This is a genomic window from Halomonas sp. H2 (assembly GCF_050215315.1).
GTDB lineage: Bacteria > Pseudomonadota > Gammaproteobacteria > Pseudomonadales > Halomonadaceae > Vreelandella.
Genome location: NZ_CP189760.1, coordinates 3730164 through 3755992 on the forward strand (window position 1 = coordinate 3730164; position 25829 = coordinate 3755992).

Below are 25829 nucleotides of genomic sequence, written 5' to 3' on the forward strand. Positions count from 1 at the left end.
ACTCTCCATGGGTAAGCGAGGAGTATGACTGTTAATACGTTAGCGGGTTCCCTTAGCTAGCACATCGGCATCGCTAATATGAGAACCCGCAAACGGCATAGCGAAGCGGTTAGGCTTCAAAGCTTAATTCTTAAGCTACTTTATAAACATTAATTTATAAAATCAGTTCAGGCCTAAGAGATAGTTAGCCACTGCTTCCATATCGCTATCACTCATTTTTGCAGCGATATCGCCCATCACGTTGTTGGGGCTATTACCCCGTTCACCCGAGGCAAATGCCTGCAGCGTAGACACCGTATACGCAGCGTGCTGCCCAGAAAGGCCAGGATAAACGGCACTGCCGATACCGACACCGGTAGGCGTGTGGCAAGCGGTACAGGCGGGGATGCCCTTAGACATATCGCCAGCGCGATAAAGCTCTTCACCGCGGGCCAGTAACTCAGCGTCTTCGTCGCTGGTTTGCCCCAGATTGGCATCTTGGCGCGCGAAGTGTGCCGCTACATCCCAAGCGTCTTGATCAGAGTAGTTATCTACCTGACCGGCCATTTGGGGAACCATGCGGTTGCCATCACGGATATCTATAATCTGTTTGGCCAGATAGGACATTTGCTGCCCGGCTAGATTAGGGAACGCGCCCGATGGGCTAATACCCTGCTGGCCATGGCAGGCGGCGCAGGGTTGCGAGAGTTCTTGACCCGCGGATGTGTCAGCATCGGCTTGAAGGTCCGTTTGAGCGTGGGCGGTGCCAACGGCGCCCATGGTAATTGCCAGGCTTGCCAGTAACTTTCTCATTGCTATTCCACTATGCCGTTTTATGTTTGACTGGTACGCACCCTGGGCGCTTCCCAGGCTCCACAAGTTACCAGGGTTAGCTCCGCCAAAACGAACAACGCATCGCATTGGTCGCTGCCGGCTAGAGCGCGATGGTACACTAGCGCCCCAGGTCGCAGATATAAACCGCTTGCATTATAACGAATCACCCCAGCGGCGGGAATGCAAGTCCTGGTCTGCTTTAGGGGTAATTCGTCGCGGTACTGCTCTCTGCTTTTATCATGATTCGCCATCATGGGTACTACTTTACGTGATAGCGAGGTGATGTAATTGCGCGCTGAGCAGGCCGCTCTTATGTTCGTTTTTCAGGATCAAATCCATGTCTACCCCCCATGATAGCCCTGTCGCTCGGCTGAACTACCCGACGGCAAGTTTTATTATCAGCGCCCCCACCTTGGCACTGTGTCCAGATGATACTGGCGCTGAAGTGGCCTTTGCCGGGCGTTCAAACGCGGGCAAATCAAGTGCCATCAACGCACTGACCCAACAAAATGCCTTGGCGCGCACCTCGCGTACGCCGGGCCGCACCCAGCTTATCAACTTTTTTAGCGTCATGAATGATGAGTCGCGGCGCTTAGTCGACCTGCCCGGTTACGGCTACGCCAAGGTGCCGGAATCAGTCAAACTAGAGTGGCAAAGGCACTTAGCCGAGTACCTGCGCAATCGCTTTAGTTTACGCGGTTTAGTACTGCTAATGGACGTGCGTCACCCGCTCACCGAGTTTGATCAGATGATGCTCGATTACGCCGACCAGCGCGCAATGCCGGTTCATATTCTGCTGACTAAAGCCGACAAACTCAAAAAAGGCCCCGCCAGCGCCTCGTTGCAAAAAGTACGTTCGCGCTTGAAGGAGTGGGAAGACTTAGTCTCCGTACAGCTATTCTCGTCGCTCAAGCGCGACGGCGTCGATACGCTGTCCCAGAAGCTGGATCAGTGGCTGCACACGCCGCCTGAATGACGCCCCTCTAGTCACTTTTTTCTAACGTCTCAAGCACGCTGGGCAGCTCTTTAATATGGGCAATGCGGTGTACTCGCGGGGGCAGCGCTTGCTCCCCCGTGTTAGAAATCCAAACCGCGTGCATCCCCAACTGCTGCGCGGGCAGTATGTCTTCTTGCCACGAGTCACCTACGTGCATGGCGCATTCAGGCGCCACGTTTAAACGTGAGAGGGCGGTGAGAAACGGCGTATGATCAGGCTTAGGCGTAAGCAGCTCACCTGCCGCAATCGCTACCGGAAAATAGCTAGCCAGCGGCTGACGTTGAAGATGAATATTGCCGTTGGTGATGGCCGCCAGTTGATAACGCTCCGCCAATGCCGCTAACAAACCGGCCGCTTCCGGGTGGGGCGTAACTTGCACGCGCAGGCGGTGAAACTCATTCATCGCCGCTCCCGCCCACATCAACGCCGCACTACGGGGCAAACCTTCGGCTTCTAACTGGGCTTCCAGGGCGCGCAGCCGCAGCCAGGTGAAGTCGCCACGCCGTTCAGACACCTGCTTGGCCAACTGCTGACGTCGCTGCAGATAATCCTGTCCGCCGCCCTCGTGGGTTAACACCAGCGCTTCTTCCTGGCGGCCCGCGCGCCAAGCCTTAAGCGCCTCCAACAGCCAGCGGTAGTGGCCCTCTTCGGTACGCGCCATCACCCCGTGGTTATCCCATAGCGTGTCATCAAGATCGAAGGTAATCGCCTTCAGAGTCATCATGGCTTACTCCCAGAACCTCGTTTTGCGCGTGGGTGCGCCGCATCGTAGCTGGTCGCAAGATGCTGCCAATCCAGCCGGGTATAGATTTGCGTGGTCGAGAGATTGGCGTGCCCCAGCAGCTCTTGTACCGCTCGCAGGTCTTGGCTCGATTCCAACAGATGGCTGGCAAAGGAGTGGCGTAACCGGTGCGGGTGCAAGTGCTCCGGCAAGCCGCGGGCAAGCGACAGCTGCGCTAAGCGTTTTTGAATAGCGCGATGGCCCAAGCGGGTACCGCGCTGTCCCACAAACAGCGCCGCCTCGCTGATGGGCGCAAGCGCTGAGCGGCAGCCCAGCCACTCGGCCAACGCCTGCTGCGCACGCCGCCCTACCGGTACTTGGCGCGGCTTACCACCTTTACCGAGCACTCTTACTCGGCTGTTTTGCAAATCGCCCAGGTCTAGCGCCGCCAGCTCCGCTAAGCGCAGGCCACTAGAGTAAAGTAGCTCAAGAATGGCTTGATCCCGGGTGCCTAATGGCGAACCGTCATGGGGGGTATCGAGAAAGCGCGCCAGCGCGTCGACATCGACCGGGCGCGGCAGATGGCTAGGCTGTTTGGGTGTGCGCAATAACCCCACTGGGTTATCAGCCAGCACACCCTGCTTGACCAGATAATCGGCAAAACTCGAAAGCGCCGCCCGGCGCCGAGCAAGGCTTCTAGGCGCCAGACCGCGGCTGCGCTCCGACCCTAGAAAAGCGCGAAAAAGCGCCGTGTCTAATGCCGCTGGGTCGGTCACTTCACGACGCTCGGCAAAGGTGCAAAGCGCGGCCAGATCATGCCGATAAGCCTCAACGGTAGCAGGGCTGGCATGAGCTGCCAGCGCGCTTAGGAAAGCTTCAACGCGCTCGGCTATCGGCATGTCAGCTTTGACTGTGTCAGCCATGATCGCCCAGGCGCACCAGCAAGCGCGCGACGATATCGCCCAGGTACTCGGTAAATAGCGTGTCCATGCTGGCCCGATAGGCATCAGGGCTGGGGCTGGCCAATAACAAATAGCCGAGTGGGTCGCCCACCGAGAGGCGCGAAATAGCGCAGGAACCCGCTTTACGAGGCGCTTTGACATGCGGCAGCAGGCACTTCCAATCGCTGACGCTAAGCTTAACGCAACGGCTGGTGCGGCCATCCAATAGCGCCGCTAAGCGTGTGCTGGCGTGCTGATCGAGTACGTGGCGCGGCGGTTGCGGCGGTGTTGGCTCACTATCGCTTAGCGTCGCCGGACACCACAGCGCCATGGCCGGGGTATCAAAGCGCTCACTCAGCTGGGTGGCCAACGCTTGCGCCAGCGCATCGCGGTCCTGCGCTTCGACTAGCGCAATCAGCGTTTCGCGCAGACGGCGGTACTGGGACTCGTTGTGGCGAGCTGTTTCCAGCAGGTGTTCCAGACGGCCTTCGGCAGTTTCGGCGCGCTTACGCAGATCTAATACTAGGCGCTCCAGCAGCGATACTGATCCGCCGATATTCGGATGGGGCACCTGCAGTTGCTGTAACAGCCCTTCGCGACCAACGAAAAAATCGGGATGACGCGCCAGCCAGAACGCCACTTGATCAGGATCGAGCGTTTTGCGGGGTTCAGGGGCTTGTGACATCGCCGTTCTCCTCGAATTAATTGATTGCTGCTTAACTAAGCGCTACTTAACTAAGTACTAACTAAGTACTACTTAACTGAGTGCTACGCGGCCATCAAAGACGCGTGTTGCCGGACCCACCATTGTTAGCGCCTCTTCAGGGTCAGGCCACTCAATGCTGAGTTCGCCACCGGGTAAATGGACTTTCACGGGGCTTTTTAACAGTCCCTGACGAATACCGCTGGCCACTGCGGCACAGGCTCCCGTGCCGCAGGCCAGCGTTTCGCCGCTGCCGCGCTCATACACACGTAAGCGTATTTCACTAGGCGAGAGTAGCTGCATAAAGCCCACGTTAACACGCTTAGGAAAACGCGGGTGCGCCTCTACCAACGGCCCCAACCGCTCGACCGGGGCATCGTCCACGCTATCGACCTGAATGACCGCATGGGGGTTGCCCATTGAGACCACGCCAATCTGCAGCGTTTCATCGCCCACGGCTAACTGATGCAGGGGTTGATCGCCAGGGGCCTCAAACGGCAGCGCCAAGGGGCTAAACCGCGGACGGCCCATATTCACCCGCACCATACCATCGTGCTGCACGGTGAGTAGCAAAGGGCCACCGGCGGTTTCCACACGAATTTCATGCTTATGGGTGAGCCGCTGGTCGCGCACAAAACGGGCAAAACAGCGCGCGCCGTTGCCACAGTTTTCCACTTCACTGCCGTCGGCATTATAAATCCGGTAGCGGAAATCCATCTCCGGATCGCGAGGTGGCTCGACCACCAATAGCTGGTCAAAGCCAATGCCGAAACGCCGGTCTGCCAGCGCGCGAATTTGCGCTTCATCCAATCGCGCGCGCTGAGTGACCAGATCGACCATGACAAAATCATTGCCCAGACCCTGCATTTTGGTGAAATGTAACAGCATCAGCGCCCTCCTTCGGGCAACAGCGCTTCACCCGCCCATAGGCTAGCCACGGCTTCCCGCGCGCGCACCACGTGGCAGCTGTCGCCATCGACCATTAATTCGGCGGCACGTGGGCGGCTGTTGTAGTTCGACGCCATCACAAACCCGTAGGCACCCGCCGAGCGCACCGCCAGCAGGTCGCCTTCGGCTATCGCCAGTTCGCGCTCTTTACCCAGAAAATCACCGGTTTCACACACCGGGCCGACCACGTCGTAAAGGGCGCTTTCGCGCGCTTGGCGGGTATCCACCGGCACGATCGCCTGCCACGCCTGATACAACGCTGGGCGAATCAAGTCGTTCATGGCCGCATCGACAATCGCAAAGTTCTTAGTCTCGCCGGGCTTGAGAAACTCTACCCGAGTGAGCATGACGCCAGCATTGGCAGCGATAGAACGGCCGGGCTCAAACAGCAGTGTAAGCGCTTCGCCACCCTCCCAGCGCGATAACCGCGCCAGCAGCTGGCTGGCGTAATCGAACGGCTGGGGCGGCTTTTCATCGCGGTAGGGCACACCCAAACCACCACCTAAATCGAGATGATCGATTTCGATACCGCGCTCACGCAAGCGCTCCATGAGCATCAGTAAGCGATCCAGCGCATCCAAAAACGGCGCCGTTTCAGTAAGCTGCGAACCAATGTGGCAATCAAGGCCTTTTACCTGCAGGTTGGGCAGGCTCGCCGCTAGCTCATAAACCGACAGCGCTTCATCGACCGGGATGCCAAACTTGTTATCTTTCAAACCAGTAGAAATATACGGGTGAGTACCCGCATCCACATCGGGGTTTACCCGCAGCGAGACCGGGGCAACTTTGCCCAGCTCACCGGCGACGCGATTCAAACGCTCAAGCTCGGGGCGCGACTCAACGTTAAAGCACTTAATGCCCACTTCCAGCGCGCGGGCCATTTCATGGGGCTGCTTGGCAACGCCTGAAAAGACTACTTTTGCCGGGTCGCCACCTGCCTTGAGCACGCGCTCAAGCTCGCCGATGGAAACGATATCAAACCCCGCGCCGAGCTTGGCGAGAAGCCCCAGCACGGCCAGGTTAGAGTTGGCCTTCACTGCATAACAAATCAGGTGCGGGTGGCTGCCCAGCGCTTCGGTATAGGCGCGAAAGTGGCGCTCAAAGGTCGCTTTTGAGTAGACGTAGCAAGGTGTGCCGTGCTCGTCGGCTATCCGTGACAGCGGCACATCTTCTGCATACAGCACGCCATCGCGGTAGTTAAAGTAATCCATGGTGCTCTCCCCTTCTCCTGGCCTACAACGCTCTATTCAGATGGCTCAGACGACTGACTAGCCTGCTCGGTAGCGGGTGCATCGTCCGGTAAATACAGCGGCCCTTTTTGCCCACAGCCTGCCAAACTAGCTAACAGCAGCGCCGAAAAGGCCATGCTGGCCAGCGTTTTCATACGCCCGCCTTGAGCGCACTCAAGGCCTCACGCGCTCGCTGGGCGGCCGCCCGCACCTGATTGGGGGCAGTGCCACCAATATGGTTGCGGGCAGCGACCGAGCCTTCCAGGGTCAACACCTCAAACACATCCTGCGCGATAATGTCGGAGAACTGCTGGAGCTCTTCGAGACTCATTTCAGATAGGTCTTTTGCGCTTTTAAGGCCATAAGCCACCGACTGCCCGACGATTTCGTGGGCGTCGCGGAAGGCCACGCCTTTGCGCACCAGGTAGTCGGCCAAGTCGGTTGCAGTGGAGAAACCACGCCGCGCTGCTTCATACATGCTGGCTTTTTTGGGCTCAATGGCGGGCACCATATCGGCGAAGGCTTTTAGGCAGTCGCGCACGGTATCCACGGCATCGAACAGCGGCTCTTTATCTTCCTGGTTGTCTTTGTTGTAGGCCAGCGGCTGCGACTTCATCAGCGTTAACAACGACATTAGGTGGCCGTAAATGCGACCGGTTTTACCCCGCACCAGCTCCGGCACATCGGGGTTTTTCTTCTGCGGCATGATGGATGAACCGGTGCAGAAGCGGTCGGGCAGATCGATAAAGTTGAACTGAGCGCTGGTCCATAGCACCAACTCTTCGCTCATGCGCGACAGGTGCATCAGTAGGATGCTGGCAAAGCTGGTGAATTCGATGGCGAAGTCACGATCTGAGACCGCGTCCAGAGAGTTTTCCGTTGGACGGTCAAAACCTAACAATTCTGCCGTCACGTGGCGGTCAATCGGATAGGTCGTCCCTGCCAGCGCAGCGGCGCCCAATGGCATGACGTTGACGCGCTTGCGGCAGTCCAACAGGCGTTCATGATCGCGAGTCAGCATCTCTTGCCAAGCTAGAATATGATGGCCAAAGGTGACCGGCTGGGCGGTTTGCAGGTGGGTAAAGCCGGGCATAATGGTCTCGGCTTCACGGTCCGCCAGTTCAATCATGCCTTCACGCAGGCGCTTGAGTTCCACTTCAATAACGTCGATTTCATCGCGCATAAACAGGCGGATATCGGTGGCGACCTGGTCGTTACGTGAACGTCCGGTGTGGAGTTTTTTGCCGGTAATGCCGATCTTTTCGGTCAGCCGCGCTTCGATATTCATGTGCACGTCTTCCAACGGCACCGACCAGTTAAATTCGCCGCGCTCGATTTCGCCCTGAATCTCGTTCAGACCGTTAATAATCGCATCGCGCTCGTCATCGGTCAGTACGCCCACCCGGGCGAGCATAGTGGCGTGGGCGATAGAACCCTGGATGTCCTGGGGGGCCAGGCGCTGGTCGAAATTAACTGACGCGGTGAAGCGTGCAACAAAGGCATCGGTGGGCTCGCTAAAGCGACCGCCCCAAGACTGATTCGTGGCTTGGCTCATCGAAGATATATCCTGCTGACAAAACAAAGGAGTCGTTAGCAGAAAGTGTACCAGAGTCGCCCCGGTCAGCGGCACGCCGTTTTTAGTTGCGTTATTTTTACTGTGGCGCTCGGTGCTTTATGATGACACTTATTATCATAGCTTGACTCGCCGTATCTGCGGTATAGGAGAATAACGTGCTATCAATTACCAAACTGCGCATTGCCACGCGTAAAAGCCAATTGGCCATGTGGCAGGCTGAGTACGTTCGCGACCGCTTAATGGCGGCCCACGACGGCCTTGAGGTCGAGCTCGTGGCGCTATCTACCAAGGGCGACAAAATTCTCGATACGCCACTTTCCAAGATTGGCGGTAAGGGATTGTTCGTAAAAGAGCTGGAAGACGCCATGCTGGATGGTCGCGCCGATATTGCCGTCCACTCGATGAAGGATGTGCCGATGCACTTCCCTGAAGGGCTGGGCCTGTCGGTCATTTTAGAGGGCGCAGATCCTACCGATGCGTTTGTATCTAACCACTACGCTAGTATGGATGAGCTTCCCGAAGGCGCGCGTATTGGCACCGCTAGCCTACGCCGTGGGCTGCAGATGCGTGAAGCCCGCCCCGACCTGCAAATTCTTAACCTACGCGGCAACGTGCAAACGCGGCTGGGCAAGCTGGACGATGGGGAGTTCGACGCCATCATTCTTGCCACCTCTGGCCTTAAACGCTTGGGCTTGGATGCGCGAGTTGCCCAGGCACTGCCGCCGGAAGTGTGCTTGCCCGCCTGCGGCCAAGGGGCGCTAGGTATTGAGTGCCGCCTACACGACCCCGAGCTGATTGCCTTGCTCGCCCCGCTGGATGACGCGGATACGGCCACACGGGTGCGCGCCGAACGGGCCATGAACACGCGCTTAGAGGGCGGCTGCCAAGTGCCCATTGCAGGCCATGCGGTGCTGGATATTGATAATGAAACCCTGTGGCTACGCGGCTTAGTTGGCAACCCCGAAGGCACCGAAGTACTGCGCGCCGAAGGCCGCGGTTCGATGCATGAGCCCGAAGCACTGGGCATTCGTATTGCCGAAGAGCTGCTCGACCAGGGCGCTGGCGATATTCTGGCGGAGGTTTACGGCCGCGAACTATGAACCAACCAGTACTGATCTGTCGCCCCGGCGAGCGCGGTGAAGTGCTCGCCGCAGCTCTTCGCGAACGGGGCGAGAGCGTTGAATCACTAAACGTGATGCAACTTGAAGCGTTGCCAGAAAACCCCGAGCTGCGTCGAATCTGGCTGGATATTGATCAGTACCATAAGGTCATCGTCATCAGCCCCTTTGCCGCCATGTGCTTAAGCGAGGCACTGGATCGCTACTGGCCACAACTACCCATCGGTACTGACTACTACAGCGTTGGCAGCGCCACCGCGAGTACGCTTTATGAACAGTTGGGTGTCCGCGTGCATTTACCGTTACCCACGGCGGGTGAAGATACTAGTGAGGCACTGCTTGCGCTTGCCTCACTGCAGCAGTTAGACCATCAGCGAATTCTACTGGTGGCGGGCGAAGGGGGCCGCCGCCTACTCGCAGAAACGCTGACCGAACGAGGGGCGCAGGTAACCCGCGCGGCCGTCTATCGACGCACGCTACAGCCCCTTTCCGCCGCTCTGCAAACGCGCCTTTTTTCAGCTAATTACCGGGCGTTGATCGTCACTAGCAGCGAACTGCTTGAACATCTGGCAAAATGGTGTAATCAGGCGGCCTTGAACCAACCGCTAATCGTTTCCAGTCGCCGTTTGGCTACACTGGCAGGCATACTGGGTTTTAGTGACCTCAAGGTGGCGTCGGGAGCAACGCCGGCTGCGTTGATAGCGGCGTTGGAGACCTGCGACCCACAGGGTGCCGATGTCGATCAAGGAACTTACTAAGGGCTAGCGACAGATGAGCAAACAAGTAAACGATCAGGACGATGTACAACCGACGTCCACCGATGCCTCTCAAGGCGTCTCTAAAACAAGCGATCAGGCTGCTGCTACCGACACGAGCGCGTCGGCCACACCGCCGAGTTCAACAGCACCGCCTCAAAGCGGTGCTAAAAATAGTCGTTCGCGGCGGCGCGGCAAAGGCTCGCCGGCAGCTAGTACAACCTCGGTCAGCAGTGCAGAGGCTGTGACTCCTCAGGCGGGTACTACCCCTGCGGATACCGCCTCCCCGCCGCCGAGCGCCGCTGCATCGACTCCTTCAAGCTCGACAGCGCCCCCTACATTTTCAAGTACTAAGTCTTCCAGTACTAAGTCTTCAGAGACTAAATCTTCGCCCTCTTCATCTTCGAGCTCGCCTTCTGCCAGCTCAGGTTCCACTTCAGGTTCCAATGCGGGTGCGGCAAAACCGGCTAGCGGTGGAGCAGCAGGCACACCCCCACCGACCAGCCGTAAAGGTAAAGGTGGCGGTAAAGGCAGTGGCTTTGCTATTGCGCTGGTCATTATTCTGGCAATCGTCTTGGCGTTAGTTGTTTGGCAAGGCTGGCAGCGCCTGCAAAGCCAACAGCAGCGGCTCGACGAGCTGGCGCAACAGGCTGAAGGCAGCGCCTCACAACAAGCGGTCAGCGACCTAGAGTCACGTATAGATAGCGGCGAAGCTGAGCGCGATGAAGCGCTGCAAGGCACCATGGGCGAGCTACGCGAGGAGTTTAACAGCTACCGTAGCGACGTCGACGAGACCCTGGGCCAAGTGCTTGACCAGCTTTCTCAAGAGCAAGAGACTGATGACCGTGACTGGTTACATGCCGAAGCCGCTTACCTTCTCCGTCTAGCCAATCAGCGCTTGCAGTTAGAAGGCGATGTTGACGGCGCGGCCGCGCTGCTGCGCACCGCCGATGCCCGCTTGGTTGATGCTGACAACCCCGCGCTAACCACCGTTCGCCGCGAAATTGCCAATGAGCTAGCGGCACTCGATGCCGTGCCCCAGGTTGACCGCACCGGCCTCTACTTAGCGTTGAATGCCCAGCAGCAGCGCATTTCAAGCTTGCGCCTTTCGCAAGAAATTGAAGAGCGCGCGGTGGCCTCTAGCATCGAACAGCCGCCTACCGGCACGTTCCAGCGCCAGTTGGCCCGCTTCGGTGAAGAGTTAAAAGACCTGGTAGCGGTTCGCCATCACGACGAAGCGCTGGAAGCCCTGGTAACGCCGGAGCAAGAGTCGTATCTTCGTCAAAGCCTGCGCTTGGTGCTCGAACAGACTCAGTTGGCCCTGCTCAATGAAGAGAAAGCGCTTTATGACGCGAGTATCGATAAAGCGCTAGAGCTGCTGAACGGCTATTACGATACCACTCGCGAAGAAACACAAAGCGTTATCGCGCGCCTAGAAGAGCTTAAGCAGGCCGAGGTAAAACCGGAACTGCCCGATATCAGTGCCTCACAGCAGGAGCTTGCTCGCTTTATTGAGAACCGCTACGAGTCGCGCGGTGAGAGCGGAGGTGATGCATGAGAAAACTTATTCTCCTGATCGTCGCAGGCCTAGCCGTCGGGGCCCTGTTTGGGCACCTGATGATGTCGGTGCCTGGCTACTGGCTGATCCGTGTTGGCGACACCTCCCTGCAAACCTCGTTTTGGTTTGGCTTGGTGCTGCTGTTCGCTGCATTTATTGTGCTGCACTTCGTACTCCGCCTGCTGAGCGGCATTATTCGCCCCATGGGGCGCTTTCGCAGCTGGAACAGCCGCGCCCGTAACCGGCGCGCCATGCAGCGCACTGTACGAGGATTGGTATCACTCACAGAAGGGCGCTGGAAAAAAGCGGAGAAAACCCTGATTAATGCCGCCGATGACTCCAGCACACCGCTGGTTAACTACCTATCGGCGGCATTGGCAGCCCACTACCAGGGCAATCACAGCAAATCCCAGGAGCACCTGAATCAAGCGCAGCTAACCACCGACGGCGCCGATACGGCCGTGGGCTTGATGCAAGCGCAAATGATGCTTGAGCGCCAGCAGCCGGAAGAGGCGCTGGCGATCCTCAATCGTCTGGATAAAAAGCTCTCCAACCATCCACAAGTGCTTAAGCTACTTAAACAGGTGCACTTGAGCGTTAACGATTGGGAAGGCCTACGCCGCTTGATTCCCCGCCTGGCGGCCCAAAAGCTAATTACCCAGCAGGAGCGCGAGCAGCTAGAGTTTAAAGCCTACCGCGAGCTGATCGTGTTTGAAGCGCAAAATCCCACCAACATCGAGCGAGTGCGTGGGCTGTGGGCCGATATGCCCGACTACTTGCGGGGCAATACGGAACTGATCGTGCTTTACACCGAAGCGCTGATTCAAGCCAACGAAGAGCCAATTGCCGAACGCTTACTCAACCACTCGCTGGATCATCACTGGGACGCACGTTTAGTGAAACGCTACGGCCTGCTGAATGTGGACGCAGGACGTCAACTGGCTAAAGCCGAAAAGTGGCTGCAGGAGCGCCCCAACGACCCCGAGCTGCTGTTAGCCTGTGGTCGTCTCTCGCTGCGCACCGGCAAATGGGAAAAAGCGTTGGAGTACTTTGAAGCCAGCCAACGTCAGCGCCCCAACGGTGAAGTATGCGCTGAGCTTGCCCGCCTTTATGCCAGCCTAGGCGAGCATAATAAGAGCCAGCTCTACTATCGCCACAGCGTCGAAATGCTGGCTAAATCGCTACCCTCGTTGCCGCAACCCAGCGATGCTGGTGATAGTCAAAAACCCGACAGCAAAACGCTTAAGAAAAGGGCGTAATCGCTGTTTTAAAAATGCAGAAAGGTGCCTGAATGGGCACCTTTTTGCATTGAGCGATTACTTGGCAGGCGGCATGTGAGGCGGGGCTTCAGGCAGCGGCTCTGCTAACGCTGATGACGGTAACGCTGCTGTGCAGTGACCACACCGCGTCGCTTTAATAGGCACGACCATCAAACAGTAGGGACAAGGCTGTTCAGTGGGACTCGCTGGCGCCACCGCGTCTTCCCGCTTTAACCGGTTGATCGTGCGCACCAACAGAAACACCACAAAAGCAACGATCGTAAAACTGATCAGCGCGTTGATAAACAGCCCCACATTGAGCGTTACCGCCCCTACCGCCTGAGCATCCGCCAGTGTTGCATAAGGCCCCGCCACCGCTCCTTGGCGCAACACGACAAACAGATTCGAAAAGTCGACCCCGCCTACCAGCAGGCCAATGAGCGGATTCATTACATCAGCAACCAGGCTTTGCACAATCAGCGTGAACGCCCCGCCAATAATGATACCCACCGCCATATCGACAACGTTGCCTTTTACCGCAAACTCACGAAATTCCTGAAATAATTTAGCCATAGTGCCTCCACTTCAATGTGGCAAGCCAGTACTGAGATAAGGCTATGCCGTGTTATTAAAGAAAAACTGCCATATCGCACACTGCTTTATTAAGAGTGTATAGCGCGGCTGTATATTTGCGTCGGCATTTTTACTAATCATGAGTCGCTATGACGAAAAAGCCCAAGCTAGGCCTGAGCAAGGAGGATTTACCTGGAAAATATTAGTGCCTATTCAAGCGATTCGTAGGGTAGACCCACGTAGTTTTCAGCGATGGTCGTCAGCCCTGCTTTAGAGCTGGTCACGTAGTCCAACTCGGCCAGCTGCATGCGGCTATTAAAATCTTCCTCGTCTGAAAAGTTGTGCAGCATAGAGGTCATCCACCAGGAGAAGCGCTCGGCTTTCCAAATGCGCTTCAGGCAGGTTTGTGAGTAGCGCTCAATCAAATCGGTGCGCCCTTCCTGGTAGACCTTCATCATTAAACGATAAAGCGTATTCACATCACTGGCGGCCAAGTTAAGCCCTTTAGCCCCCGTAGGCGGGACGATATGTGCTGCATCGCCGACCAAAAACAACCGCCCGTACTGCATCGGTTCGACCACGTAGCTACGCAGTGGCGCGATGCTTTTCTCGATGGAAGGCCCAGTGACAAGCTTTTCGGCCACCTCGTCAGGCAAGCGACGCTTAAGCTCCTCCCAAAAGTGCTCGTCAGACCACTCTTCTACTTTTTCTTCTAACGGCACTTGGAGGTAGTAACGGCTGCGGGTAGCGGAGCGCATGCTGCAGAGGCTGAAGCCGCGCTCATGGCTTGCATAAATTAGCTCATCAGAAACTGGCGGCGTATCCGAAAGCATCCCCAACCAACCAAACGGATAAACTTTTTCGAACTCTTTTATGCGCTCTTGAGGGATCGCCTGGCGGGATACCCCATGATAGCCATCGCACCCAGCGATGTAGTCGCACTCTAGCCTGACAGCTTCACCGTTGTGCTCAAAGGTTAGGTAGGGGTGGTCACTATCCAGGTCGTGGGGCTGCACGTTTTCCGCCTCGTAGAGCGTTGTCGCGCCAGCGGCGGTGCGGGCCTCCATCAGATCCCGCGTCACCTCGGTTTGGCCGTAAACCATGACGTTACTGCCGCCAGTCAGCTCATCCAGTGCGACCCGCACACGGCGATTATCGAAAACAAGCTCAAAACCGTCATGGGGTAAGCCCTCTTCATCCATACGCTGGTCAACTCCCGCTTCGCGCAGCAAGTCCACCATGCCCTGCTCAAGCACACCGGCGCGGATACGGCTTAATACATACTCACCGCTACGCCGCTCAACAATCACATTATCAATGCCTTGACGATGCAGCAGCTGGCCTAGCAATAGGCCTGAAGGCCCTGCGCCAATAATCGCGACCTGCGTTTTCATAGGGGAGCCTCATCATTGTCATTATCTAAAAGTTAATCCAAAACTTATGACTTGTATTTTTCAATGAAACACGCCGCATAATAAGGCATGATCTAGATCAATTATTGGACATTTAGCGCTTTTTCACCCCACCTTAGTCGTATAGGAGATACAGGTGATGCCAGCCTCGTCGGCAACGTCCGTTCCGGTATTTAAGCTGTATGGCGAGACGCAGCACTGGCCCACGCCAGACTTGCTCCACTGCGAGTCCATCCCCGAACGCAGCCAGCTGCATAACTGGCGTATCCGTCCACATCGCCACGCCGATCTGGTGCATATCCTGTTTATTTCTCAAGGTAGCGTTGAGTTAGAGCTGGAGGGAGCAAACCATCAGTTGCAGCGCGCCAGCGCTATCGTTGTGCCTGCCATGGCGATTCACGGCTTTCTCTTTTCACCGGATGTGGAAGGACACATTATCACCCTGGCCAAACCGCTGGCCGACCACTTACATGCACTAATGGGTGAGAGCAGCACGTTAAAAAAGGCAGACTTCTATCCGCTGCTCCAGGCAAACCAGACCGACAGAATTGCCACGCTGGTAGCCCAGATCGACCAGGAGTACCGCCAACCCGCCCCCGGACGCAATAGCCTGCTCGAAGCACTTATCCAAGCCTTAGTGGTAGAGCTATCGCGTCTTAGTGCTTATGCAGGCAACACGGCAAAACGTTATGGCCCTCGACAAAGTGACAAAGGACGACAGCATTTAGAGCACTACCAAGCGCTGATCGAAGCGCACTATCGCGAGCAGCCGAGTATTGAAAAGTTAGCCGAGCAGATCGGGGTGAGTAGCGCGCACTTGAATCTGCTCTGCCGCCTACTCGCCGGGCGCAGCGCCCTGCAATTGCTGCATGAGCGCTTACTGCTAGAAGCCAAGCGTCAGCTCACCTATACCAATATGGCCATTGGCCAAGTCTCTGATAGCTTAGGCTTCTCTGAACCGGCTTACTTCACGCGCTTTTTTAAGCGTAATACAGCGCTTTCACCGCGAGATTTTCGGATTCGGCAGTCACGAGGGCGCTGACACTATTTAGAGTAAAAAGAAGGTCGAGAGTACTGGGAAGAGGATTAACAACGTTAGGCGAAGCAAATCGGACACTACAAAGGGTGTCACACCCTTGAAAATCTCCCCTAGCCCGACATGGGGCGCCATCGCCTTAATCACAAACACATTCATGCCCACCGGCGGGGTCATGAGCCCCAGCTCTACCGTCAGTACGGTCAAAATACCGAACCATACCGGGTCGATACCCATCGCCTGAATAATCGGATACACCACCGGCACGGTGATTACCAGCATCGCGATGGAGTCCATAAACATACCCAGCACAAAGTAGAGCGCCAGGATGCACAGCACTACAACGATGGGGGTGAGATCCATGCCGTAGAGCAGGTCAGTGATAGAGAACGAAATGCGCGACACCGAGATGAAATACCCCAGCGTTTCAGCCCCTACCAGCATAAAGAACACCACCGCGGAGAGCGCCAACGTCTCTTGTACGCTGTGCCATAGCTGGGCACCACGCATGCCTTTTACTAGGGCGTAAAGCAGCGTGGCGAACGCGCCGACACTGGCCCCTTCGGTGGGGGTAAAAGCACCAAAATAGATACCTAAAATCATCACCATGAAAACGCCAAAGAACGGCACTAAACCGGTTAGCGAGAGCAGCTTCTCTTTCCAAGCGGTGGGTTCACCCGCTACCGCCAGGGAGGGGCGTAGATACATCACCACGGTAATGGTCAGGGAGTACATCACTAGCCCTAGCAGGCCGGGGATTAGCCCCGCCATAAACATATCGCCCACGGACTGTTCAGTAAGTATGGCGTAGATAAGCAGTGCGATACTGGGCGGAATCATAATGCCTAGCGTGCCGCCAGCAGCCAGCGCACCGGTGGCTAAGCCGCGGTTATAGCCGTAACGCTCCATCTCTGGTAATGCCACCCGGGTCATGGTGCTCGCCGTCGCCAGCGATGAACCGGAGATAGCGGAGAAGATGCCGCATGAACCCACCGCGGCAATCGCCAGGCCGCCCTTCCAGCCCCCGCAAATAATCCGCGTTGAATCAAATAGCTTACCCGCCATCCCCGAGTGGGCAGCCAGTACGCCCATTAAAATAAACATGGGCACGGCGCTAAAGCTGTAGTTAGAGAGCACTTCGACAGGAACGGTTTTTAACTGAGCGACGGCCGCATCCCAGCTAATAATTTGGGCGAATCCCACCACACCAACGATCAGCATCGTCAGCGCTACTGGAACACGCAGAATCATCAGCACCAATAACAGCCCTAGCCCAATGGCACCAATCGCCTCACTCCCCATGAGTCGCCTCCTCACCCGTGGCATAGATGATGCCCAGCAAGGCATGAATAAAGCTACGTATCCCCAATAGCAAACTGAGCGCCGCAGCCAATTGGTAAATCGGCCCCATGGGCAGTCGCAGGTCTTGGGTTATTTCCCCGTGCCGCGTAGCGGCAGCAGCAGAATCCAGTAACCCCACAAACAGAATCAGCCCCAGCGCCGTAAAGCCGAGTAAGAAGACGCCCTGTAAGCGATTCTTTATCACCTGCGGTAAGCGGTGTGAAAACGCCTCCACCACCACTTGGCTTTTTTCGACATTCGCCGCCATCGCTGCCAATAGCGCGAACAACATCAAATAGCTGACCAACTCCACGCTCCCTGACACACGCAGCGCAATAGCGCCTTCCGTCACCCGGGAAAGGTAGCGGGTACTGACATCAGCAATGGTAACCGCCAGCAGGCCAATCAAAGCAACCCCGGCAACCAAGCGACAAATAAGGGCCAGCCAGTGGCTAGCCCGGTAGAGAGTAAACTGCATGACACATAACCCCTATTGGGCGCTGCAAGACTCGCTGACCGCCAACGCCGCCTGATAGACGTCGCGCGCCTGATCGAGACCGCGCTCTTCCAACTGCGCCAAGTAGTTTTCAATGCCCGTTTCCAGCGGCTCCTGCCAGTCAGGATGCCCCAGCGGATTGGCGATTTCACGGATGGTATGGCCAGCGTCGGCGGCCTCTTGTTTACCTTCCACATCGAGCCGATCAAACACCGCACCGGCGTTTTCAGCCCATTTCATACCGGAGTTATTATCGATCACCGCCTGCTGCTCAGGAGTCAGGTTGTCATAGCTACGCTGGTTCATAGTGGCCACAAAGATCAACGTGTAGAACGGTACTTCGGTGTGATAGTTGACGAGTTCGTTGATGCGGAAGCCTTTTAAACCTTCCCAGGGGAAGCTCAGGCCATCAATAACGCCGCGCTGCATGGAGGTATAAATATCGGGCGCTGGCATGCCCACTGGGCTTGCGCCCATATTTTCCAGCATCTCACCCGCAACCGCCGTCGGGCGGCGAATACGTAAGCCTTCTAGATCAGCAGGCGTTTGCACGTCGGTGTCGATGGTATGGATGCCTCCCGGCCCGGTGGTAAACATAAATAGCGGGCGGGTATCTTCGTATTCGCTGTCCAAATGACCATCGTCGTAGAGCGTCTGTAGCACGCACGCCCCTTGTGTCGCGGTACTGGCAACACCCGGTAGCTCAACAATTTGCGACAGCGGGAAACGGCCAGCCGTATAGCCCTGGGCGGTGGCGCCGATATCGGCAATACCGTTGGCAGCGGCTTCATAGATGGAGTCTGGTTTGGCTAAGGTACCGGCGGGAAACATTTGAATAGTTAGATCACCATTGGACTCTTCGGCAATGGTGTCGGCCCACGCCTGCAAAACATCTTCATTAACGCCTGAAGGGCCAGGCCAAAAGTGGGCCATACGTAGCGTAGTCTCTGCCTGAGCCGAGCTAACGGCCAGGCCAGCAATGGCTGCTGCCAACACGCACCGGGATAAGGTCATTTTCATGGGAGCCTCCAGGATTTTTTTGGATTATTGTAAGTTCGTATGGCGAATAGTAATTCGCTTTAAGTAACCACATTAGATCACTATGAGGCGTAAGACTAATCGACATTCGTCTATGCCTAAGCAGTCGTTTACGCCCCTCAAGCCGCCTCACCTTAACCGACAACAGTTGTCGCTTTTAAACCCTTCAGGAAAAGTACAATATCAACATAAAATTGGACTTTCCCAACATTTATCCACGACCATAGGCGTGGATAACAAAAAAAGCGCTACCTCGAATGAGTAACGCTTTTGGCTTTATTAACAGCACGTGCTTTTAAAAAGGCTAGAAATCAAAAAATACCGTTTCGCCTTCACCCTGCAAGCGAATATCCAGCCGATAACGCACCTTACCTTCAACCTCTTCGCGCTTGGCGATCAGCGTCTGACGGCGTGCCGGTGATTCGATGCGTGATAGCACCGGGCACTGGGCGTTCGCTTCAGCTTCGTCATCAAAATAGAGCCGCGTTTGCAGGTGAATGTTCACCCCGCGGGCAAACAGCGTGAGGTTAATATGCGGCGCCATGAGTTGGCTGCTGGGGTGCTTCACCGCGCCGGGTTTGATGGTGGTTAGTGACCACTCGCTGCCGTGATCGAAGGTGGTGGCGGTACGCCCAAAGCTATTGAACGGCTTACTTAGGTCGTAGTTGGCCTGGTAGTTGCCGTTCGCATCGGCTTGCCACGCTTCTACAAAGGCATCGCGCACCAGGTCGCCATTACCGTCGATGACGATACCTACAACTTCGATATGCTCGCCCTCGGCGCTGGGCTTGGCCATCTCGTTCCAGATCTCTTCATCACGCACCGGGTTGCCTGCCGCCGCGAGTGCAAGACCAATATGCACGTAGGGGCCAGCGGTTTGTGAGGCGGTTTCCCTCAGCATGAGTTCGCTGGTTGGCTGGCTGTTAGGCTGATTCATGATGTATCCCCCCTGCCTTTATTGGTTTTCAACTATTGATTTTCAAAGAAGGTTTGCAGTTCGCCGCGCACCACAATGTCAAAACGGTAAGCTAGGCAGTCCATCGGCTTGCTATGGGCCATATCCAGCCGTCCAATCATCGTCTCAACCGCGAGAGGGTCTTTCAGTGTGTGCACGATGGGGCAGAGAGGAATCAGCGGGTCGCCCTCAAAATACATCTGGGTAATCAGCCGGGTAGAAATTGAAGGGCCGGTTACCGATACGTGAATATGCGCTGGCCGCCAGCTGTTCATATCGTTGGGCCACGGGTAGGGGCCGGGCTTGATGGTACGAAAACGGTAAAAGCCCTGCTCGTCGGTCAAACAGCGCCCAACGCCACCGAAATTAGGGTCCAGTGGGGCCAGGTACTTGTCGTTTTTATGCCGGTAGCGCCCCCCCGCATTGGCTTGCCACATTTCTACCAGGGTGTGCGGTATTGGCTTGCCAAACTGGTCGACGACTCGGCCAAACATCATAATCCGCTCGCCCTGAGGCAGCCCTTGGCCTTGGCCGTTTCCTAGGGCAGGCTCCTGGCGAAAGTTCAGCAGCAGGTCGTTATCGTGAGGCCCCATGCGCAGGTGGCTAAAATCTGGGCCGGTCAGCTCTGATGCCGTGGGCTGTTGCATACTCACCAGCGCCTGCTGGGGTGAGCGTGCCACCGAGGTTTTATAGCCCGGCGCATAGGCGGGCGGATGCCAGTTACGGTCGCGTGCCACAAAGCGCTTGTTATCGTGGGTCATCGCCCTTACCTCTCATCAATTATGTTGACTCGCTACTCGCCCCAGCCCAGCTCTTTGGCGAGGGCAAAGGCGTGATTGGCTGCCGGGACGCCGCCGTAAATCGCTACATGCATCAATACTTGGCGAAGCTCGGCTTCGGTCAAGCCAATCCGCTTAGCGGTTTTTAAGTGCAGCGTTAGTTCTTCACGGCCGAGCGCGGCGAGGATCCCGGTGGTGATCATGCTGCGCTCACGGCGGGTTAAATCGTCGTTGCTCCACAGTTCGCCCCAAGCTAGGCGGGTAATCATCTGTTGGAAAGGCGCATCCAGGCTGTTGGCGTTGGCGGTAGAACGCGCCACGTGCTCTTCCCCCAATACCTGCTTACGGGCCTCAAGGCCGGTAGCGTAAGCCACGCCCTGATTGGCCACATCACCTAAATCAGTTGCCAACACGGCAAGCAGCTTTTGCGCGAACAGCGCCGGCGCTTCCACTGAAGGCACGTGACCAATACCGTTAAACACTTCCAACGGGGCGCCATCCAGTTCAGCAGCCAGTGCTTCCAGGGTGGCAGGCGGGGTGGCCATATCTTCGCTACCGCCGAACAGCTGTACCTTGGCGCTCTTCGCCGCTAATTTGCCCGTGAAGGTATCGCGGCCGAGCATTTCACACAGTTGGGCGTAAGATTCATCATCGCCACGGCCCATCTGGGTGCACCAGCCCGCTTTCAACGCCGGGCTTGCCTCAAAGGCCACCGGCGCAAACCAGCGCGGCACGATCTCTTCAGACATCGCCGCCAGCCCTTCTTGGCGGACACGGCCAGCGCGCATGTTCCATAGTTCCGCGTTGCCAATCACCGCGCCGGTGTTGGTCAACGTGGCAGAAAGCAGACGATCACTATGGGCGGCAATCAGTTGCTGGCCGACCACGCCACCAATGGAGGTACCGGCAAAGTGAAAGCGCTCAGCGCCAGCACGTTCTGCCAGCGCCAATGCTTCAGCGGCCAAGTCAGCGGGAGTAATTTGCGTACCGCTGACCGCTTGGCTGGCACCATGGCCGGGTAGATCCCAGGTCAGCACCCGATAGCGGGGCAGCAGCACGGGGATCACGTCGTCCCACACGGCTTGGCTCATTCCCAATGGGTGCGCCAGCACCACAAGGGGGTTTACTTCTGAGCCGAGCAGCCGGTAAGCCACGCTGCGGCCATTGATGGTATAAAATGCCATGATTTTCTCCGTTAAACGCGTTCAATCAGCGTGGCGATACCTTGGCCAACACCCACGCACATGGTGCACAGCGCGTAGCGCTTGCCGCTGTTTTGCAGCTCGTGGGCGGCGGTGAGCAGCAGGCGTGCGCCGGACATACCCAGCGGGTGACCCAGGGCAATCGCACCGCCGTTGGGGTTCACCCGGGGGTCGTCGTCTTGCAGGCCCAGGTCGCGCATACACGCCAGCGCCTGGGCGGCAAAGGCCTCGTTAAACTCAAACACATCAATATCGTCAATTGAGATACCGGTGCGCTTGAGCAGTTTCTGCACAGCCGGTACCGGGCCATAGCCCATAATGCGCGGCTCAACGCCCGCCGTGGCCATACCGATGATTTTCGCCATCGGCGTTAGACCATGTTGTTTAACCGCCGCTTCACTGGCCACCAGCATCGCCGCAGCACCGTCGTTGACGCCAGAGGCATTGCCAGCGGTTACGCTACCGCCTTCGCGGAAGGGGGTAGGCAAACCCGCCAGTTTTTCCAGGCTGGTTTCCCGCAGGTGCTCATCGGTATCAAAGATCAGCGGATCCTGCTTGCGGCGGGGGATCTCAATGGCGGTGATCTCTTGGGCAAAGCGCCCAGCCTTTTGGGCGGCAGCAGCTTTCTGCTGGGAGCGCAGCGCAAAGGCGTCCTGATCTTCCCGGGAGATGTTGAACTGCTCGGCAACGTTCTCTGCCGTTTCCGGCATCGAATCCACCCCATAGGCTTTCTTCATTAGCGGATTGATAAACCGCCACCCGATGGTAGTGTCTTCGATTTTCTGCCCGCGAGCGAAGGCGCTATCGGCCTTGCCCATCACGTAGGGCGCGCGAGACATGGACTCCACGCCGCCTGCCAACGCCAGTTCCATCTCACCGGCTTTAATGGCGCGAAAGGCCGTGCCAACGGCGTCCATACCCGAGCCGCAGAGGCGGTTCATGGTCGTGCCGGGCACCGATGTAGGAATGCCCGCCAGCAGCGACGACATGCGCGCCACGTTACGGTTATCTTCCCCGGCCTGATTGGCACAGCCCATGAAGACTTCTTCAATGGCGGCCGGGTCGAGATCCGGCGCTTCTGCCAGTACGGCTTTAAAAATCGTCGCGGCAAAATCATCCGGACGCACACTGGCCAAGGTGCCGCCAAAGCGGCCTACTGCCGTGCGGCGGGGATGACAGAGATAGACGTTTTTCACATCAATATCGCTCATAGAAAACTCCTTATGCGTCCGCGTGGGCCCGCTCGGTGCGCGCTTTCAGCTCACGCAAAATCGTCAGCTCTTTTTCACTGGGCTCGGGCGTGCTCTCAAGCTGCTCGGCAAAGCGGATTTCCCAGCCGGTCGCGTCAATCACGGCCTCGCGGGTCACGCCAGGGTGCAGCGATACTACCACTAGCTCTTTGGTGTCAGGGTCAGGCTTCATCACGCACAGGTCGGTGATCACGCGGGTAGGGCCTTTGCCAATATTGGGCACGTTATCGCGGCCTTTGCCGTCGCGGCCAAAACCGAGTGTGGTGACGAAGTCGACGTCTTTTACAAACGCCCGCTTGGAGTGCTTTAGAGTGATGAACACTTCGCCCGCGTTGGTGGCAATTTCCGGCGCCCCACCGCCGCCCGGCAGGCGCACCTTGGGTGCTTTGTAATCGCCAATTAGCGTAGTATTCAGGTTAGCAAAACGGTCGATTTGCGCGGTGCCTAAAAAGCCCACATTCACTTTGCCGCCCTGCAGCCAGTAACGGAACATCTCTGGCACCGCCACGGTGGTGAGCGCTGATTCGCATAGCTCGCCATCGCCAATCGAGAGCGGCAGAATATCGGGCTTGGTTTGCAGCGTGCCGGACTCATAAATCAGCACCACATCAGGGGCGTGCGTCAGCCGCGCCAGGTTGGCGGCCTCAGAGGGCAGCCCGATGCCCACAAAGCAGGTCATGCCATTTTCCAGCGCCCGCGCCGCGGTGACCGACATCATTTCAGAAGAGGTATATTCGAGGCTCATTAGATATTCTCCCCTGTATGATTTTGAACAGCGTTAAAAACGTTATCATCGAGCCACTGGGTAAAGGTGTTGCGGTCGCGAGCGATGGCATCCCACTCTTTATAGAAGCGGTTGCTGCGGCCGTAGTAGCCGTGGGTGTAAGAAGGCAGCGCGCCTTTTTCGGCCACCGCAATGGCGCTAATGGCCCAGCTTGGGATCACGCAGGCGTTGGGGTGCGCCTGGAGGTCATCGACTACCTCTTCCACCGTGACAATGCTGTGTTTGGCGGCGAGTACCGCTTCCTTCTGCACGCCGACAATGCCTTCTACCAGCACGTTGCCTTGGCGATCCGCCCGCTGGGCGTGAATGATCGATACATCCGGACGCACCGACGGCACAGCGGCTAGGCGCTCACCGGTAAACGGGCACTCGATGAACTTGATTTGATCGTTCACGCTGGGCAATTCACTGCCGATGTAACCGCGAAAAACCGCCATAGGCAGACCGGCGGCGCCCGCCTCAAAGGCGCAAGCCATGGCCGCGTGGCTATGTTCCAGAATCTCAACCTTATGCGGCCAGCCTTTCTCAACCGCATCACGCAGGCGATGCAGCGAGCCTACGCCGGGGTTGCCGCCCCAGGAGAAAATCACCTTTTTAGCGCAGCCCGCACCAATCAACTGATCGTAGATGATATCGGGGGTCATGCGAATCAGCGTCAGGTCGCGTTTTTTCTGGCGGATCACTTCGTGACCGGCGGCAAACGGAATCAAGTGGGTAAAGCCTTCCATGGCCACGGTAGCGCCGTCTTCGACGTAGCGTGCTACCGCGTCATGCAAGCTGAGAAACTCGGCCATGATGAATGCCTCTTAACTGGTTGTGCTGACTGATGAGCGCTTGTTCGCTAAACGAACATAGATTCTCTATACGAACAATTTACTGCCGAACGCAAATAGGGTCAAATCTGTTGGCACGCAACTCGATGGCAACTCATTGCACTAAAATTTAAAAAATCTTTTAAATAGATTTATTTTCAAATAGTTATTGAGAATTTAGCCATTTCTTAGCACGTTCAACCTGGCGCGCACCGCTACCAAGGTATAACGCAGGGTCGCAGGCGTCACGTAGCGCAGTGGCATCCACAACCCCTTTGATGTCAGCATGCTCGGCGATCACCTGCGCGTAAGGGCGCCCAGTAAGGCGGGCGGTTTCGGCTGCCTCAGCACTAATGGCTTTCGCTGCCTCAGCCCCTAGCTGAGGAGACAGCAGACGCGCGACGGGCTCAGCCATAATGCCGCCACCGGTGGCGGCCAAATTGCGCTGCATTTTTTCTGGGTAAACCTCCATTCCCTCTAACAGCACGGCAACTTGCTCTAGTGCTCCTTCGACGAGTAGAGCGCTCTCCATTAACGGCGCCCACTCCGCATGCCACTCGCCCAACCCGCGTTCAAGGGGTTGGGCGGCAGCGTTGATCAACACGCTGGTGTGGCCATGCACTTGTCGCGCTGCACCGCGAATCAGCGCGCTGCGTACAGGGTTACGCTTATGGGGCATCGACGAAGACTCGCCCATACCTGGAGCAGAAGGCTCCGCCACTTCGCCTACTTCGGTTTGCGTCAGTAGCGATACATCTAGGGCGATTTTTTCAGCCGCCCCCGCCACTGCATCCAATGCCGTGCCGAGGGCATGGATTGGGTAGCGGTCGGTATGCCAGGGGAGTACAGGGGCAGACAATCCCAACCGCTCGGCCAAGGCGTCCATCCACTCTAGCCCCAGGTTATCCCACCCCGAGTGTACGCCCACCGCCCCGCCAAACTGCACGGGCAACTCCATCTCTTCCAAGCGGCGACGACTTTGCTCCAGGCCGATCGCCCAGTGAGCCACCTTGACGCCAAAGGTGAGCGGCAGTGCCTGCTGCATTAGCGTACGCCCTACCATGGGCGTATCAGCGTGAGCGTCCATCAACGAGAGCGCCGCTGAACGGCAGCGCAGCAGCAAGCTATCCAACGCCGCCAAGCGTGGTTTAAGTAGTAGCATCAGCGCGGAGTCGACCACGTCTTGACTCGTCGCTCCCTGGTGCCAGTAACGCTTAATGTCTTCGGAAAGCCGCACGCGGCTATGTTTTACAAAGGGGATCGCTACATTACCGCCGCTGGCGATACCCGCCGCGATCTCTTCGCTATCAAAGGCGATATGTTCTAACTGTGAGCGCATTTGCTGGCTCGTGCCGCCAGGCACAGCACCGCTCGCTTCTTGTACTTCCGCTAAGGCCAACTCAAAGGCCAGCATGGCGTTTACCATGGCGTCATCATCACACTCGCCCAGTGCGTGTTGACTCATAAAGGGGTGCTTTAAAAACGCGGCGGGCATAGGCGTTAAGCCTCCTATTAACGTTGTTCAGAACCAGC

The 25829-nt window shown here is 57.0% G+C and carries 27 protein-coding genes; 6 read left to right on the forward strand and 21 right to left on the reverse strand.

What is annotated here, in order from left to right; genetic code table 11:
- Positions 1 to 162: 162 nt before the first annotated feature.
- Positions 163 to 792 carry a c-type cytochrome gene (locus tag ACQE2I_RS17315; protein WP_427029244.1) on the reverse strand — a complete coding sequence of 210 codons (630 nt, stop codon included), beginning with the start codon at positions 790 to 792 and terminating at the stop codon, positions 163 to 165.
- 358 nt (positions 793 to 1150) lie between these two features.
- On the opposite strand from ACQE2I_RS17315, the gene yihA reads away from it, so the two are divergent.
- The gene (gene yihA / locus ACQE2I_RS17320; RefSeq protein WP_427029245.1) at positions 1151 to 1789 is read left to right on the forward strand and encodes a ribosome biogenesis GTP-binding protein YihA/YsxC; all 639 of its coding nucleotides are present in this window, start codon (positions 1151 to 1153) and stop codon (positions 1787 to 1789) included.
- A 7-nt stretch (positions 1790 to 1796) separates the two neighbouring features.
- Here the strand turns inward: yihA and ACQE2I_RS17325 are convergent, their stop codons facing one another.
- The 7 genes from ACQE2I_RS17325 to argH all read right to left on the reverse strand — a co-directional run bounded on the left by ACQE2I_RS17325 (position 1797) and on the right by argH (position 7907).
- Entirely contained in the window at positions 1797 to 2534 is a 738-nt protein-coding gene (locus ACQE2I_RS17325) for an HAD family hydrolase (RefSeq protein ID WP_427029246.1), read from the reverse strand.
- Positions 2531 to 3454 (reverse strand): tyrosine recombinase XerC, encoded by a 924-nt coding sequence (locus tag ACQE2I_RS17330; RefSeq protein ID WP_427029247.1) that lies wholly within the window; start codon positions 3452 to 3454, stop codon positions 2531 to 2533. The genes ACQE2I_RS17325 and ACQE2I_RS17330 overlap by 4 nt, the downstream gene beginning before the upstream one ends.
- Complete coding sequence (locus ACQE2I_RS17335) at positions 3447 to 4157, reverse strand: DUF484 family protein (RefSeq protein WP_427029248.1); 711 nt, start codon at positions 4155 to 4157, stop codon at positions 3447 to 3449. Before ACQE2I_RS17335 ends, ACQE2I_RS17330 begins: the two co-directional genes overlap by 8 nt.
- A 72-nt stretch (positions 4158 to 4229) precedes the next feature.
- A complete protein-coding gene (gene dapF, locus ACQE2I_RS17340; RefSeq protein ID WP_427029249.1) occupies positions 4230 to 5063 on the reverse strand; it encodes a diaminopimelate epimerase in 834 nt (277 codons plus the stop codon).
- A complete protein-coding gene (lysA, locus tag ACQE2I_RS17345) occupies positions 5063 to 6334 on the reverse strand; it encodes a diaminopimelate decarboxylase (RefSeq protein ID WP_427029250.1) in 1272 nt (423 codons plus the stop codon). The genes dapF and lysA overlap by 1 nt, the downstream gene beginning before the upstream one ends.
- Before the next feature lie 32 nt (positions 6335 to 6366).
- Complete coding sequence (gene lptM, locus ACQE2I_RS17350) at positions 6367 to 6507, reverse strand: LPS translocon maturation chaperone LptM (protein ID WP_427029251.1); 141 nt, start codon at positions 6505 to 6507, stop codon at positions 6367 to 6369.
- A complete protein-coding gene (gene argH / locus ACQE2I_RS17355; protein WP_427029252.1) occupies positions 6504 to 7907 on the reverse strand; it encodes an argininosuccinate lyase in 1404 nt (467 codons plus the stop codon). The genes lptM and argH overlap by 4 nt, the downstream gene beginning before the upstream one ends.
- A 176-nt stretch (positions 7908 to 8083) precedes the next feature.
- Here argH and hemC point away from each other — a divergent pair, with 176 nt between their 5' ends.
- Both hemC and ACQE2I_RS17365 read left to right on the forward strand, forming a co-directional pair.
- Positions 8084 to 9028 (forward strand): hydroxymethylbilane synthase, encoded by a 945-nt coding sequence (gene hemC, locus ACQE2I_RS17360; RefSeq protein ID WP_427029253.1) that lies wholly within the window; start codon positions 8084 to 8086, stop codon positions 9026 to 9028.
- Positions 9025 to 9804, forward strand: a complete 780-nt coding sequence (locus ACQE2I_RS17365; RefSeq protein WP_427029254.1) for a uroporphyrinogen-III synthase — start codon at positions 9025 to 9027, stop codon at positions 9802 to 9804. Before hemC ends, ACQE2I_RS17365 begins: the two co-directional genes overlap by 4 nt.
- 249 nt (positions 9805 to 10053) lie before the next feature.
- Here the strand turns inward: ACQE2I_RS17365 and ACQE2I_RS17370 are convergent, their stop codons facing one another.
- Positions 10054 to 10290 (reverse strand): hypothetical protein, encoded by a 237-nt coding sequence (locus ACQE2I_RS17370; protein ID WP_427029255.1) that lies wholly within the window; start codon positions 10288 to 10290, stop codon positions 10054 to 10056.
- An 85-nt stretch (positions 10291 to 10375) separates the two neighbouring features.
- Between ACQE2I_RS17370 and ACQE2I_RS17375 the strand changes: the two genes are divergently transcribed.
- Together ACQE2I_RS17375 and ACQE2I_RS17380 are read left to right on the forward strand one after the other, a co-directional pair.
- Positions 10376 to 11359: a uroporphyrinogen-III C-methyltransferase gene (locus tag ACQE2I_RS17375; protein ID WP_427029256.1), complete on the forward strand. Its 984-nt coding sequence runs from the start codon at positions 10376 to 10378 to the stop codon at positions 11357 to 11359.
- A complete protein-coding gene (locus ACQE2I_RS17380; RefSeq protein WP_427029257.1) occupies positions 11356 to 12618 on the forward strand; it encodes a heme biosynthesis HemY N-terminal domain-containing protein in 1263 nt (420 codons plus the stop codon). Before ACQE2I_RS17375 ends, ACQE2I_RS17380 begins: the two co-directional genes overlap by 4 nt.
- Positions 12619 to 12675: 57 nt before the next feature.
- On the opposite strand, the gene mscL is transcribed toward ACQE2I_RS17380, so the two are convergent.
- Together mscL and pobA are read right to left on the reverse strand one after the other, a co-directional pair.
- Positions 12676 to 13191, reverse strand: coding sequence for a large conductance mechanosensitive channel protein MscL (gene mscL, locus ACQE2I_RS17385; RefSeq protein ID WP_427029258.1), 516 nt, complete (start codon positions 13189 to 13191; stop codon positions 12676 to 12678).
- Between the two features lie 209 nt (positions 13192 to 13400).
- Entirely contained in the window at positions 13401 to 14585 is a 1185-nt protein-coding gene (gene pobA, locus ACQE2I_RS17390; protein ID WP_427029259.1) for a 4-hydroxybenzoate 3-monooxygenase, read from the reverse strand.
- A gap of 157 nt (positions 14586 to 14742) precedes the next feature.
- Here pobA and ACQE2I_RS17395 point away from each other — a divergent pair, with 157 nt between their 5' ends.
- On the forward strand, positions 14743 to 15645 hold the full coding sequence (locus ACQE2I_RS17395; RefSeq protein ID WP_427029260.1) for a helix-turn-helix domain-containing protein: 903 nt from the start codon (positions 14743 to 14745) through the stop codon (positions 15643 to 15645).
- Positions 15646 to 15651: 6 nt separating this feature from the next.
- Here ACQE2I_RS17395 and ACQE2I_RS17400 read toward each other — a convergent pair whose 3' ends face one another.
- The 10 genes from ACQE2I_RS17400 to ACQE2I_RS17445 form a co-directional block, all read right to left on the reverse strand.
- Complete coding sequence (locus ACQE2I_RS17400; protein WP_427029261.1) at positions 15652 to 16941, reverse strand: TRAP transporter large permease; 1290 nt, start codon at positions 16939 to 16941, stop codon at positions 15652 to 15654.
- On the reverse strand, positions 16931 to 17458 hold the full coding sequence (locus ACQE2I_RS17405; protein ID WP_427029262.1) for a TRAP transporter small permease: 528 nt from the start codon (positions 17456 to 17458) through the stop codon (positions 16931 to 16933). Before ACQE2I_RS17405 ends, ACQE2I_RS17400 begins: the two co-directional genes overlap by 11 nt.
- Before the next feature lie 12 nt (positions 17459 to 17470).
- Entirely contained in the window at positions 17471 to 18496 is a 1026-nt protein-coding gene (locus ACQE2I_RS17410; RefSeq protein WP_427029263.1) for a TRAP transporter substrate-binding protein, read from the reverse strand.
- 322 nt (positions 18497 to 18818) lie between these two features.
- The gene (gene pcaG / locus ACQE2I_RS17415) at positions 18819 to 19451 is read right to left on the reverse strand and encodes a protocatechuate 3,4-dioxygenase subunit alpha (protein ID WP_427029264.1); all 633 of its coding nucleotides are present in this window, start codon (positions 19449 to 19451) and stop codon (positions 18819 to 18821) included.
- Positions 19452 to 19483: 32 nt separating this feature from the next.
- Positions 19484 to 20230, reverse strand: a complete 747-nt coding sequence (gene pcaH, locus ACQE2I_RS17420) for a protocatechuate 3,4-dioxygenase subunit beta (RefSeq protein ID WP_427029265.1) — start codon at positions 20228 to 20230, stop codon at positions 19484 to 19486.
- A gap of 32 nt (positions 20231 to 20262) precedes the next feature.
- Complete coding sequence (locus tag ACQE2I_RS17425; RefSeq protein ID WP_427029266.1) at positions 20263 to 21432, reverse strand: alpha/beta fold hydrolase; 1170 nt, start codon at positions 21430 to 21432, stop codon at positions 20263 to 20265.
- Positions 21433 to 21443: 11 nt separating this feature from the next.
- Positions 21444 to 22646, reverse strand: a complete 1203-nt coding sequence (gene pcaF, locus ACQE2I_RS17430; RefSeq protein WP_427031498.1) for a 3-oxoadipyl-CoA thiolase — start codon at positions 22644 to 22646, stop codon at positions 21444 to 21446.
- A gap of 25 nt (positions 22647 to 22671) precedes the next feature.
- Positions 22672 to 23445, reverse strand: coding sequence for a CoA-transferase subunit beta (locus ACQE2I_RS17435; RefSeq protein WP_427029267.1), 774 nt, complete (start codon positions 23443 to 23445; stop codon positions 22672 to 22674).
- Positions 23445 to 24278 (reverse strand): CoA transferase subunit A, encoded by an 834-nt coding sequence (locus ACQE2I_RS17440; protein WP_427029268.1) that lies wholly within the window; start codon positions 24276 to 24278, stop codon positions 23445 to 23447. The genes ACQE2I_RS17435 and ACQE2I_RS17440 overlap by 1 nt, the downstream gene beginning before the upstream one ends.
- Before the next feature lie 184 nt (positions 24279 to 24462).
- Complete coding sequence (locus ACQE2I_RS17445; RefSeq protein WP_427029270.1) at positions 24463 to 25761, reverse strand: class-II fumarase/aspartase family protein; 1299 nt, start codon at positions 25759 to 25761, stop codon at positions 24463 to 24465.
- Positions 25762 to 25829: the final 68 nt, after the last annotated feature.